Raw genomic sequence first — 12,568 nt, 5'->3', positions numbered from 1 at the left:
TGCTCGACGAAGGGGGTCCCTTTTGCACGCCGATAGGGGGTCCTTTTTGGACGCCGATTGACATAGGTGGCGGAGGACCTGCTGCCCATCACTATCCAGTTGCTCTCAAGGCTGTTCGATGACGTCAGCTTTGATGGGCCGCTGACATCGACTTCGATAATCGACAGGCGAGTTTGCGGGCTTTTCCCGCCGTGTCGCGCAACTCCTAAGTTTCGCGACAGCGATCCGCCGACCGCGTTTCCGCACGTTGCGGTGTCGCAAAAGTCGGTTGCCGAATGCGGTGGTTCCGATACATATTCGCGACATGCTGATCGGCTATGCCCGTGTCTCGACCGACGACCAGGATTTGCGGCTGCAACGCGCCGCGCTGGCCGAAGCCGGTTGCCGCCGGACCTTCGAGGAGAAGGTGTCGGGCGCAAAGCGCGACCGGCCCGAGCTGGCGCGGATGATCGACCAGTTGCGCGACGACGATACGGTGGTGGTGACGCGGCTCGACCGGCTGGCGCGTTCCACCCGCGACCTGCTCGACATTGCCGAGACGCTGAAGGCGGCGGGGGCGGGGTTGCGCTCGCTGGCCGAGCCATGGGCGGACACGACCTCGCCCGCCGGTCGCATGGTGCTGACCGTGTTCGCCGGCATCGCCGAGTTCGAACGCGAGCTGATCCACCAGCGCACCAGCAGCGGGCGGGCGGCGGCGCGGGCGAGGGGGGTGCGCTTCGGCCGCCCGCCCAGGTTGACCCCCGACCAGATCGCGCTGGGCGAACGACTGGTGGGCGAGGGCACATCGGTGCGCGAAGCCGCCAAGCTGCTCCAATGCCACCATGCCACGCTCTACCGGGCGCTGGCCGCCGCTGCTGCTACCCGGTGACGCCAGCCTTGCCCGCACCTACCGCCGGGCGCGGCCGTGGGTCTGTCGCCAGTCGAGCAGCGCTTCCACCGCGTCGGTCTGGATCAGGCGGACGCCGTCGTTCGCCAGTCGGCCCCAGACCGCGTCGGGATCGCGCGTCGCCGCCGCATCGCCGCCCAGCCCCGCCACGAAGCCTTCGAACAGCGTGTTCACCCAGACGGCGATGCCCGCCTGCCGGGCCGCCGCGACGCTGGCCGGCAGGCTCGCCAGCGGCAGCCGGGGCAGTTCGACTGCGATCGGCCGCCGCCGCCCCGCCGCCTGCCGCCGGATGATCGCCGGCACGTCGCCCGCCGCCGGATCGCCGGTGATCGGGATCGGCGCGAAGGGCACGCGGTCATAGGGCGACATCGCCGCCAGCGGGGGCGAGCCGATTCCGGCGAAGGTCTTGACGATCACCCGGTCGGTAGCACCGGCACGGACGACGGCATCGACGACCTCGCCATAGATCGCATCCTTCACGTCGAGGTTGAGGACGATCCGCCCCCTCGCCAGCGCCAGCAGTTCGTCGAGCGTCGGCACGCGCTCGCCGGTCGGTGCCGCGCCCGCGCCGCCTTCGTCGTCGCGCAGCCGCAGCGCGCGGATCTGCGCCAGCGTCAGGTCGGCGACGCGGCCGGTGCCGTCGGTCGTGCGGTCGACGCTGTCGTCATGGACCATGACGAGATAGCCGTCGCGGGTGCGGCGCACGTCGGTTTCCATCACCTCCACGCCCAGCTCGGCACAGCGCAGCAGCGCGGCACGCGAGTTTTCGGGCACGGTGCCCAGCCCCCGGCGCGGCGCGGCGGCATGGCAGCCGCGATGGGCGATGGCGATGATCCCGCCGTTAGGATCGGCGATGCGGCGCATCGTGTCGGCCGGCCCCGCCTGCGCCGCCGAAGTGGCGACACAGGCAAGGACGATACCGGCGAGGAGCGGGGCGAACAACGGGCGGATCACCACTTGCGGCTCACGATCAGGCGCAGGTTGCGACCGAACAGCGGCCGCCCGAAGATGGCGGTCGGCACACCCTGCCCGAAGCGGTCGCCGGCGGTGTTCCCCTCGGTAAAGCCGTGCGCGTTGGTGATGTTGTCGCCGACGAGCTGCACCTGCCAATCGCCGCTGCTCGCCGTCGCGCCCAGCCCGAACGCGCCATAGGCGGGCAGCGCCGTGCTGTTGAAGAAATCGGTATAGCGCCGGCTGACATAGTCATAGCGGCCATAGACGCTGACCGCCGCGCCGCTCACGTCGAAGTCGACGGTCGGGCGCACGTTCAGGAACAGCTTGGGTTCGCGGATGATCTGCTTGCCGCTCGCCCGGCTGCCATCGGCCCCGGTGTTGCTGCTGAAGTTCAGGTAGCGCGGGTTCTGGAACGTCACCGATCCGGCGAGCGAGAAGGGGCCGGCGAGGCGGAGCTGGCCGTCGGCTTCCAGCCCCTTGGTCTCGGCGGTGCCGATGAAGTTCGTCACCTGATCGGCGCGACCGGTCGCCGGGTTGAACGCGGCGAAGCTGGCGTTGAGCGGATCGAACCGCGTGTAGAAGCCGGTGACGTAGAGATAGGAGCGGCCGGCGGCGAATTTCACGCCCGCCTCGTACAGCTTCGCCTTGGTCGCGACGATCGCGGCGGTGGGATAGTTGAGGGTGATGGTGGTGTTGGGCGGCACCTCGAGCTGCGACGCGCGCAGATAGGCGCCGATGTTGCCGGTCGCGTCGTAATTGGCGCCGACCGTCCAGTTCGTCGCCTGCTGCTTCAGTTTCAGCGTGCCGATCGCCCCGGTGAAGCCGCGCGTGGCATTGTCGGCCAGCGTCGTCGGATCGCCCAGATTATAGGCGGCGCTCAGCCGGCCGAACCCGTCATAGCTGTACCATTCGTGGCGAACGCCGGCATCGATGCGCAGCCGGTCGGTCACGTCCCAGGTGTCGGTGCCGTACAGCGCGACAAGCTGCCCGTCGGCGCCGCCCCCACCCAGCGTCGCCGCATTGGCCAGCGCGCCGTGATCGGTGACATAGCCCAGCACGCTGCCGCCGGCGTCATAGGCGGCGAGGTCGAGCGTGCGCGGGCGCGACTTCACCTCGACCAGCAGGTTCTGGTACGCATTGAACGTCGTCTGGCCCCACAGCGAGCCATAGACGCCGGCGCGCAGGTCATGCGTGCCGATTGCGGTGTCGAACCGGCGCGTCACCGACACATCGCCCTGCGTCGAATGGAAGTCGTTCTCGACCGAGCGGTATTGCGCCTGCATCACCAGCCCCGAATCGGCGGCGGGGTTGTAGGCGCTCTGCCCGGCGGTGCCGGCGACGCTGTAGCCGAGCCGGGCGACATTCGCCCCGAACGCGGTGGTCGCGGCGGCGCGGTAGTTGCTGGCGAAGGTCGTCGCGTCGACCGGGTTGGAGGTGGAGTAAAAGGCGTCGAAATGCAGCTTGCCCCGCGTCACCCCGCCCTTGGCCGAGACGTGCCAGTCGCCGAAATCGCCTTCATAGGTCAGCGCGACATTGCCGAAGCGCAGGTGCCGCCCGTTCGACAGGTCGCCGCGCTGGTTCTGGAGCACGCCCGCGCCGTCGCGGTACTTGATGTTCACGTCGCGCAGCGCCGGGCTGTTCAGCGTGCCGGTGAAATAATCGATATAGGGGTCGAGGCTGACCGACGGATTGCGCGGATCGGCGGTCGGGATCGACAGATAGAACAGGTTGTGGTCGTCGGTATATTGCGCCGACAGCTTGACGAAGCCGTTGGCGAGATCGTGGCGCAGGTTCGCGCGGATCTGCCCGCCGCGATCGGACGGAAAGCCCGAATCGCGATAGCCGTCATGATGACGCAGGAAGCCGCCGACCGCGTAATAGGTGTCGTCCGACACCGGACCCGCCTGATAGGCGTCGAGCCGGTACAGCCCGGTATCGCCCAGCGTCAGTTGCGCCTTGCCGCGCGTGGTCGCGGTGCCGGTGACGGTGATGACGTTGGCGATCGCCGCCGCCGTGCTGGCATAGATCGGCGCCGGGCCGCCGCGCACCACCTCGACCCGGTCGGTCATCAGGTCGAGCCGGTTCATGCCGTCGCCCTGGTTGAAGAAATAGCCGTCCAGTTCCTGGAACAGCGGCAGGCCGTCCTGCTGATAGTATAGGAACCCGCGATCGGTCGGGATGCCGCGAACGCGGGTGATGTTCTGCACCTCGCCGCCGGTCGCCTCGGCATGGATGCCGGGCAGCGTGCCGATCAGATCGGTCATGCTCTTGGGCGCGATCTTCTGGATTTCGGTCTGGCTCAGCGAATTGACCGCATAGGATACGTCGAAGCGGCGCTGCTGGCGTGCCGATCCGGTGACGATGATGTCCGATGCCGGCGCGTCGTCGGTCGCGCTATCGTCCGTGGTGGTGGTGGTCGGCGTGCCCGATGTTGTCTGCGCCACGGCCGGCGTGGTGCCGGCGAGCAGCGCGAACAGCGCGGCCCCGCCCAGGAAATTGGTGTGCATGATGAAGCCCCCGATGGTTCGATTGGCGGCCGCCTTGGGCGTGGGGGATGACAGTTTTATTTACTTACGCGCAATTAAATCGCCGGTTGTTGCGTGGTCACGGCATGGATCGGAATCATCGCCGCGCCGATCACCACCGCCTTGCTGCCGATGGGGGATGCCAGGACGGGCGGGAGCATCGCGCGATACCGGTCGCTCCGGTTGCGGCCGATTTCGTCCAGCCCCTGCGCGATGGTGCGCAACAGCGGCAGCGGCAGCGCGCCCGACACGACGATCGCGCCGGGATCGAGCCAGACGATGCCGCTCAGCACCGCCTGTTCCAGTTGGTCGATCACCCGCCTTGTCCAGCGATCGATGATCGGTCGGTGCGTTTCCATCAGCGCGTCGATCTCCGCCAGCGAATCGACCGCGACCCCTTCGTCCTGGAACGTCCGCAACAGGTCGATGCCCGAAGGCCGGTCGCGATCGGCGGGGAACAGCCGTCCGACCTCCCCCGCATTGCCGTGTTCGCCCAGAAACAGGTCGCGCTCGGCGACCAGGCCGCCGCCGATGCCGTGCCCCAGGAACAGCGTCAGCACCGATCGATAGCGGCCGATGATCCCGTCCTGATAGAATTCGGCGAGCGCGGCGACGCTCGCGTCATTCTCGATCCACACCGGCATGCCCAGCGCGTCGCCCATGATGTCGGCCAGCGGCACATCGTCCCACCCCGCGACGCGATCGACCACCGCCCGGCGGTTGCGGTCGCCGCGCAGCGCATAGCCCGGCACCGCGACCCCCAGCCCCAGGAACTTGCCGCGCATGAAGCCGTGCGATGCCGCCAGCACCTGCAACCGCGCCTCGACCGCGCGGGCGAAGACATGCGGATCGGGGCTGTCGAACGGCGTCGCGTCGTGGACGATCGGCCGGCCGCGAAAATCCACCAGCACCAGTTCCAGCCACCCCGGATGCGGCGTCGCGCCGATCGCCCAGGCGCCATGGCCCGACACGGTCAGTGGCACCATCGGCCGGCCGCGCGCGACCGCTTCGGGCGATTCCAGCTCCTCGATCAGTCCCAGCGCCAGCAGCGACTGCGTCAGCCGGGTCATCGTCGCGCCGTTCATGTCGAGCGCGCGGGCCAGATGCGTGCGCGGCGCGGTGCCGTTGATCCGAAGCTGCATCAACACGCGGCGTTGCGGTTCGCTGAGCGGGATCGGCGGGCGGTGCGGTCGCGACATGCAACGGTCAATATAGTTACAAAATGTCAAATAAATGAAATCGCGCCGGGGTATGGACCGTCGCCATGCCGTCCCCGCCCGCCTCCGCTTCGTTGCCGACCAAATTGGGCTACAGCATCGGCAATCTCGGCAAGAGCGTGGTGTGGACCAGCTTCGAGAATTTCATGCTGTTCTATCTGGTGTCGATCGCCGGGTTGCCGCCGCTGGTGGCGGGCAGCCTGCTGGCGGCGACGCTGTTGTGGGATGCGCTGTTCGATCTGGCCGTGGCGCTGTGGGCGGATGCGCGCGGCGGCGGCGACCGGTTGGGCCGGTTGATCGTGATGGGCGCGCCGATGTGCGCGATCGGCTTCTGCCTGGTGTTCGCGCTCGACCGGCCGGCGGCAATCGCGGCGGCGATCCTGTTGTGCCGCATCGGCTATTCGCTGTGCGACGTCGGCCATAACACGCTGCTGGTGCGGGTCGCGCGGACGCCGCGCGATGCGACGTCGGTGTCGGGATACCGGCTGATCTTCAGCGCGTGCGGTGCGGCGCTGGTCGCGCTCGCCTCGACCTGGAGCCTCGCGCCGGCCGGCGCCGCCGCGCGGCAGGCGGCCTTTGCCACCGGGGCGCTGGTTGGCGGGGCGATCTATGTCGCGACGCTGGCCACCGCGTGGTTCGCGACACGGCATCTGGGCGGGCCGGCGGCGTGTACGAACCCCCTGCCGGTATCGCGGGGCGGCCGCCTGCGTGCCCTGTGGCGGCATGGCCCGTTTCGCCGCACGCTGCTGGTGGCCGCCGTTCAGGCGGGGATCGTGCCGCTGTTCCTGCGCACCTTGCCGTTCTTCGGACAGGCGGTGCATCAGGATGCGGGCTGGGCGGGGCCGGCGCTGGCGACGATCACGCTCGGCCAGTCGCTCTCGCTGCCGGGGTGGATGGCGCTGTCGCGCCGGTTGCCGCCGATCGTGATCGCCCGTATCGGCCATGCGATGACGATCGTCGCGATGCTGGGGCTGGTGATCGCCTCGCGCGGGATTGGCGGCACCGTGTTGCTGATGCTGCTGGGCATGGCGCTGGCCGCGACGAACCTCGCGCTCTGGGCGATGCTCGCGCTTGCCGCCCAGCGACCGGAAACCAGCGGGGATACCAACGAGGCGACCCCCGTCGGCCTGTTCCTGACGACGCTCAAATCCGCCGCGGCGATCGGCAATCTGGTGTCGGGCACGATGGTCGCCCTGACGACATCGCCGATGACGTCCGCGCCGGACGGACCGGACCTGACGGCCGGCGTCCTGCTGCTGCCGGTCGTCGGATGCCTGCTGGCGCTGTACGTCCTGCGGCCACGCGGCGCGCCGGCGGATTCCGTCCCCTGACGGGGGGTCGTGTCGCGCCTATCGTGGGCGTCGTGGCGGACCGGCCATCACCCATTGATACGCATCGACCGTTTCGCCCCTCGGTTGATAGCGGAGCTGGAACGTCCGCCCCGCCCGTGCGACGTCCAGCGTGACATAGGCCTGCTGATCGCCCTGCAGCGCATCCTGCGGAAAGCCGTTTTGTATCTCGTCGCCCTCGCGCAGTCCCGCGACGGCGGCGTTCGACCCCGGTTTCAGGCCGCGCACGATCCGGGGCCTGCTCTGGAGCGAGGCCATGTCGAACCCCAGATCATAGCGCCGGAGCGGCCGGACCACCCGGCGGAAGCGCGGCCCATAGGCGTCGGACGGCGGCAGGATCGTCGCCCCGCCGAGCATCGCGTCGAGATCGGCGATCCCGCCCGGCCCCAGCTCCCGCGCCAGCAGCGACCGGTACAGCGCCTCGTCCATCTTGCCGCCGTCCCGCCGGGTGCGCAGCATCGTCCGCACGATGTCGTCGAGCGAGCGCCGCCCGCCCGAGCGCGCCCGGATCCGCGCATCGACCGTATCGAAATACAGCGATCCGCGATCATAGGGCAGGACGCGCACCCGCGTGTCGCGCCAGAAGCCGTCCGCGATCGCCGCATTGGGCGTCGCGATCTTGATGTTGGTATAGTAGCGCGCCGCCGTCTCGTTGAGGTCGGTCAGGAAATCCGCCGCCGAGATCATGCCCGCGCGGTATGGCAGCGCCCGCTGGTAATGTACCGCCAGCCCCTCGCCGAACCACGACCGGTCGAGCCCGCCCGCCGCGTCCATCGACCCGTCGAGCGAATTGACCCAGCTATGCAGCATCTCGTGCGCCAGCAGCGTGCGCAGGTCGTCGGGCTTCGAGGTGGCGTTGAACGTATAGGCGAAGCTGTCGGTCAGCCCGATGCCGCTGCCCGGGTTGCGCGTATTGGTCCGCCCGAACACGCCGAACCGCGGCGGGGCATAGCCGAAGAAGCCGCCGTAATAGCGGTGCAGCGCGGCGGCCCAGCCCATCAGCGGGGCCATGGCGAACGGCGGCTCCCCCTGCCACGCGGCGAAGAAGCCGTCGCGCTCCGGCCCGGTCACGCCGGGGCGGCCGCCCATGTAATAGGCCGATGCCAGTCGCTGCGCCGGGATCGCGGCGGGGGTGAGGGCATGGCCCATGCCGAAGCTCGACGCCCCCACGCCGGACGCGCCATAGCCCGCGAAGTCCCACCGCACCTCCGCCCGGCGCGGCTTGCCGTCGGTCGGCAGCAGCAGGAAGGCGCTGCCCGCCGCCGAGAAGGTGCCGCCCTCGGTCCGCATCTCATATTGCGGCAGCGCGAGCGGCGGTGCCGCCGCGTCGATCGGCACGCGGTAGCGCACCGTCACCACCCCGTCGACCGCGCGACCCGCGCGCCAGCGGCGGATGGTGTTCGACCCGTCCTGCGCCACGTCCTGCGTCGTCACCGGGATCGGCCCCTGCGCATCGGCCAGCGTCAGCGCGCGCAGGTCCCGCCCGCTCGTCACCACGGTACTGGCGACCAGCGGCAGTTCGAACAGCGCGTCGCCCGGCGCGGCGTGCATCGCCTGCGCCTCCAGCGTCACGTCGACGAACGGCACGTGTCGCGCCGCGTCGGGCGCACCGGGGGCGAGCAGGACGACCAGACGCGGCTCGCCCGCGCCATCGGGGGCGGTCGCGCCGGTCAGCAGCAGCACCGATCCTAGTGCCATACCCCTGCGCATTCTTCGAGCCATCATGCCGCCTCCCTCGTTCCGGCGATCAGCCTAGCGCGCCACGCCCGCGAAATCCGGTCGCGCGCGGCGCGTTTCGCGCGGGGACGCGCATAGCCTATTCGCGGCAACCGCCCCGGCGGCGGCATGTCATGCGGCGGGCAGCGGCAGCCGGTGGGTGCATTTCACTTCGGACAGGGTGGCGATCGAGCGAATATCCTCGACGCCGGGCAGCCGCAGCAGCGTGCGGAAGGTGAAATTCTGATACCAGCCCATACTGGGTGCCAGCACCTTCAGCATCACGTCCATCTCGCCGAACAGCGTATAGGCTTCGGTGATCTCGGGAATATCCTCGATCGCGCGCATGAAGCGGTCGCGCGCATCGTCGCTCAGCCGGCCCATCTTGAGCTGGGCGAAGATATACATGCTCTCGCCGAACTTCTCGCGATCGAGCACCGCGACCTGCGCCTTGATATAGCCTTCGTCCTTCAACCGCTGGATACGGCGCCAGCACGGCGATTGCGACAGGCCGACCCGGTCGGCGATCTCGCTCGACGATTCGGAGGCGTCGATCTGCAACCGGTCGAGAATCTTGAGGTCGAGGCGGTCGAGGGCGTCAGCCATGATTATGCACAGTTCCGGTGAAAGGCGAATTGAACCGGCCGCCGTTTGACCATGGATGCGATCGATCGGCAAGCATTTGCCCGTTTCTCGGGGTAGGCTGATGCCCGACAGGCCGTTGGGGAACCGGGATGCTACGCGACGAACTGGCGATCTTCGATAGCGCGGCGGTGCGCGCCGGGCTCGGGTACGGCGACTGCATCGCCGTGGTGCGCGCGGCGATGATGGCGTTGTCGGCGGGCACCACCCGCCAGTTGCTGCGCACGATGCTGTCGCTGGGACCGGGGCGGACGTTCGCGCAGATGCCCGGCGCGCTGGGCGACCACGAGATGTTCGGCACCAAGACGATCAGCGTCTTCGCCGACCCACAGGCACCCGGCAAGCGCCGTCACCGGGGCCTCGTCGTGCTGTTCGAACCGGTCGAGGGCCGGCCGGTCGCCGTCGCCGATGCCGAGGAGATCACCCATATCCGCACTGCCGCCGCCACTGCGGTCGCGACCGACGCGCTGGCCCGCGCCGATGCCGCCACGCTGCTGATCGTCGGCACCGGCGGACAGGCGCATACCCATTTGCGAGCGTTGCCGCTGGTCCGCCGGTTCGGCCGGGTGCTGGTCTGGGGCCGCGATGCCGCACGCGCCGACGCGGTGGTCGCCGCCTTTCCCGAGCTGCCGTGCGAACGCGCCGACGATCTGGCCACCGCGTGCGGCGCGGCCGACGTCATCTGCACGCTGACCGCCGCCGCCGAGCCGGTCGTCCGGGGGGAATGGGTCCGGCCCGGCACCCATGTGAACCTCGTCGGATCGAGCGGCCCCGGCCCGGTCGAGGTCGACAGCGCGCTGGTGATGCGCAGCCGCTATATCGCCGACAGCACCGCCTCGGCGCGCGATGCCGCCGCCGAATTCCTCGTCGCGCGTGACGCCGGGCTCGTCACCGACGACCATATCGTCGCCGAGATCGGCGAGGTGCTGCTGGGCCGCAAGCCGGGGCGGACCGGCCCGACCGACATCACGCTCTATAAATCGCTCGGCCATGCGGTGCAGGATCTGGCCGCCGCCGCGCATCTGTACCGGACGTGCGGCCGATGATGGCGCGCCTGCTCCTCGCCGCGCTGCTGACCGGCACCGCGCCGGCCGCCGCGCAGACGCACGAGCGGCTGTCGGTGATCGCCAATGGCGAAAAGGTCGGCAGCGTCGCCGTCACGCGCAGCGGCGATCGCGTCGCGACCCATCACGACGTCAAGAACAACGGGCGCGGCCCGACGATGGACGAGGCGATCGAGCTCGACCGCGACGGGTTGCCGCGCCGCTGGACGCTCGACGGCACGGGGACGTTCGGCGGCGCGGTTCACGAACGCTTCGCCCGCGATGCCGCGGTCGCCCGCTGGACCGACGCGGGCGGACCGCGTGATAGCAAGCTTGATGGCAAGGCGTTGTATCTGGGGCAGGCCGCCAGCCCGTGGGCGCTCGGCCTCTATGCCCGCGCGCTGCTGAAGGCACCGGGCGGCACGCTCCCAGCACTTCCCGGCGGGCAGGTGCGGATCGAGCGGCTCGGGGTCCAGACGATCGGCGGCACCGCCTATCACGCCTATGCGATCGGCGGCATCGACCTGACGCCCGAACTGATCCTGCTCGATGGTGACGAGGCGTTGTTCGCGGTGCTGGGGTCCGGCGGCGCGACGGTGCGCGAGGGGCATGAGCGCGACGTGCCGGCACTCGCCGCGCTGGCGACGCGGCTGACGGCGGAGCGCTACGCCGCGCTCCAGCGCCGCTTCGCCCATCGCATCGACGCACCGGTGCGCATCCGCAACGTGCGCGTGTTCGATCCCGTCAGCGCGACGCTCGGGCCTCCGGTGTCGGTGGTGTTCGCCGACGGGCGCATCACCGGCATCCAGCCCCTCGACGTGCCCGCGTCGCTCGGCGAGGCGATGATCGACGGCGCGGGCGGCACGCTGCTGCCCGGGTTGCACGACATGCACGCGCATGTCGGCCTCGATTCCGCGCTGCTGTATCTTGCAGCCGGCGTCACCTCGGTCCGCGACATGGGCAACGACAACGGCTTCCTGCCCGACCTGATCCGCCGCATCGGCGCGGGCGAGGTGGCGGGGCCGCGCATCACCGCCAACGGCTTTGTCGAAGGGCGCAGTCCCTATTCCGCGCGGCTCGGCATCGTCGCCGACAGCGCCGCCGGGGCGATCGATGCCGTCCGCTGGTATGCCGCGCGGGGCTATTGGCAGATCAAGCTCTACAACAGCATGAACCCGGCGTGGGTGCCCGCGATCGCGCGCGAGGCGCACCGGTTGGGGATGCGCGTGACCGGCCATGTTCCCGCCTTCACCGATGCCGACGCGATGATAGACGCGGGCTATGACGAGGTGACGCACATCAACCAGCTCATGCTGGGCTGGGTGCTGGCCCTGGGCGAGGATACCCGCACCCCGCTGCGCCTGACCGCGATGCGCCGCACCGCGACGCTCGACCTGGCGTCGCCGCGCGTGCGGCGGACGATCGACCGGATGGTCGCGGGCAATATCGCGCATGATCCGACGGCGGTGACGCTGGAACTGCTGATGGGCGGGCGCGACGGAATCGCCAATCCTTCGGTCGCGGGCTATATCGACCATCTGCCGATCGGACTGCAACGCCGCCGCCGTCAGGCGATCGCCCCGATCGCGGGGCCGGCCGATGCCGCCGCCTATGACGGGGCGATGGCGAAGGTGCGCCAGACGCTGAAGCTGCTGCACGATCGCGGCATCCGCCTGCTGCCCGGCACCGACGACCAGACCGGCCTGTCGCTCCACCGCGAACTGCAAATCTATGCCGAGGCGGGGATACCGATCCCCGAAGTGCTGCGCCTCGCGACGCTGGCCCCCGAACGCTATCTGGGCCGCGACCAGCAACTGGGGTCGATCGCGCGCGGCAAGCTGGCGGACTTCCTCCTGCTGCCGGGCGATCCCACCCGCGACCTGAAGGAACTGCACCGCATCGCGATGGTGGTGAAGGACGGCATGCTGTATTTTCCGTCCGAAATCCATCCGGCGTTCGGAATCAGGCCGTTCGCGCCCGCCCCGCGCCTGACGCTGCCCGCCACCGTTCCGGCGACGACGGGTGCCGCGCCGGGCCATGACGTGGCGGATGAATTTCTGTTCTAGGGCCGATCGACGTTCAGCATTTCCGGCCAGTCTTCGTCATTTTCGGCCGAAACGGCCGCCACTTTCGTCACCCCGGACTTGTTCCGGGGTCCACGGCTCGGCAATCGGGGGTCACTGCACGAAAGTGCGCTTTGCGTACGCCAGGCCCGAACGAACAGCGAACGACACGG

General features: G+C 69.6%; 9 protein-coding genes. 4 read left to right on the top strand and 5 right to left on the bottom strand.

The window, feature by feature from the left end; translation table 11 throughout:
* Positions 1-304 precede the first annotated feature (304 nt).
* Positions 305-868 (top strand): recombinase family protein, encoded by a 564-nt coding sequence (locus tag ASE78_RS07890; protein ID WP_056495479.1) that lies wholly within the window; start codon positions 305-307, stop codon positions 866-868.
* An 18-nt stretch (positions 869-886) separates the two neighbouring features.
* Here the strand turns inward: ASE78_RS07890 and ASE78_RS07885 are convergent, their stop codons facing one another.
* The 3 genes from ASE78_RS07885 to ASE78_RS07875 all read right to left on the bottom strand — a co-directional run bounded on the left by ASE78_RS07885 (position 887) and on the right by ASE78_RS07875 (position 5,564).
* Positions 887-1,840 (bottom strand): glycerophosphodiester phosphodiesterase family protein, encoded by a 954-nt coding sequence (locus ASE78_RS07885; RefSeq protein ID WP_235514932.1) that lies wholly within the window; start codon positions 1,838-1,840, stop codon positions 887-889.
* Complete coding sequence (locus ASE78_RS07880; RefSeq protein ID WP_056495473.1) at positions 1,837-4,347, bottom strand: TonB-dependent receptor; 2,511 nt, start codon at positions 4,345-4,347, stop codon at positions 1,837-1,839. Before ASE78_RS07880 ends, ASE78_RS07885 begins: the two co-directional genes overlap by 4 nt.
* Positions 4,348-4,421: 74 nt before the next feature.
* Positions 4,422-5,564 (bottom strand): ROK family transcriptional regulator, encoded by a 1,143-nt coding sequence (locus ASE78_RS07875; RefSeq protein WP_082467077.1) that lies wholly within the window; start codon positions 5,562-5,564, stop codon positions 4,422-4,424.
* Positions 5,565-5,656: 92 nt separating this feature from the next.
* On the opposite strand from ASE78_RS07875, the gene ASE78_RS07870 reads away from it, so the two are divergent.
* Positions 5,657-6,913: an MFS transporter gene (locus tag ASE78_RS07870; RefSeq protein ID WP_235514924.1), complete on the top strand. Its 1,257-nt coding sequence runs from the start codon at positions 5,657-5,659 to the stop codon at positions 6,911-6,913.
* An 18-nt stretch (positions 6,914-6,931) separates the two neighbouring features.
* Here the strand turns inward: ASE78_RS07870 and ASE78_RS07865 are convergent, their stop codons facing one another.
* Positions 6,932-8,629 (bottom strand): peptidase M61, encoded by a 1,698-nt coding sequence (locus tag ASE78_RS07865; protein ID WP_162236477.1) that lies wholly within the window; start codon positions 8,627-8,629, stop codon positions 6,932-6,934.
* Positions 8,630-8,779: 150 nt separating this feature from the next.
* Positions 8,780-9,253, bottom strand: a complete 474-nt coding sequence (locus ASE78_RS07860) for an Lrp/AsnC family transcriptional regulator (RefSeq protein ID WP_055787318.1) — start codon at positions 9,251-9,253, stop codon at positions 8,780-8,782.
* Positions 9,254-9,381: 128 nt separating this feature from the next.
* On the opposite strand from ASE78_RS07860, the gene ASE78_RS07855 reads away from it, so the two are divergent.
* Together ASE78_RS07855 and ASE78_RS07850 are read left to right on the top strand one after the other, a co-directional pair.
* Entirely contained in the window at positions 9,382-10,335 is a 954-nt protein-coding gene (locus ASE78_RS07855; RefSeq protein ID WP_056495464.1) for an ornithine cyclodeaminase family protein, read from the top strand.
* Positions 10,335-12,398, top strand: coding sequence for an amidohydrolase family protein (locus ASE78_RS07850; protein ID WP_082467078.1), 2,064 nt, complete (start codon positions 10,335-10,337; stop codon positions 12,396-12,398). The genes ASE78_RS07855 and ASE78_RS07850 overlap by 1 nt, the downstream gene beginning before the upstream one ends.
* The last annotated feature ends 170 nt before the right edge of the window (positions 12,399-12,568 follow it).

Source organism: Sphingomonas sp. Leaf25 (assembly GCF_001421635.1).
Lineage (GTDB): Bacteria > Pseudomonadota > Alphaproteobacteria > Sphingomonadales > Sphingomonadaceae > Sphingomonas.
This window is presented reverse-complemented; position numbering and strand designations above follow the sequence as displayed.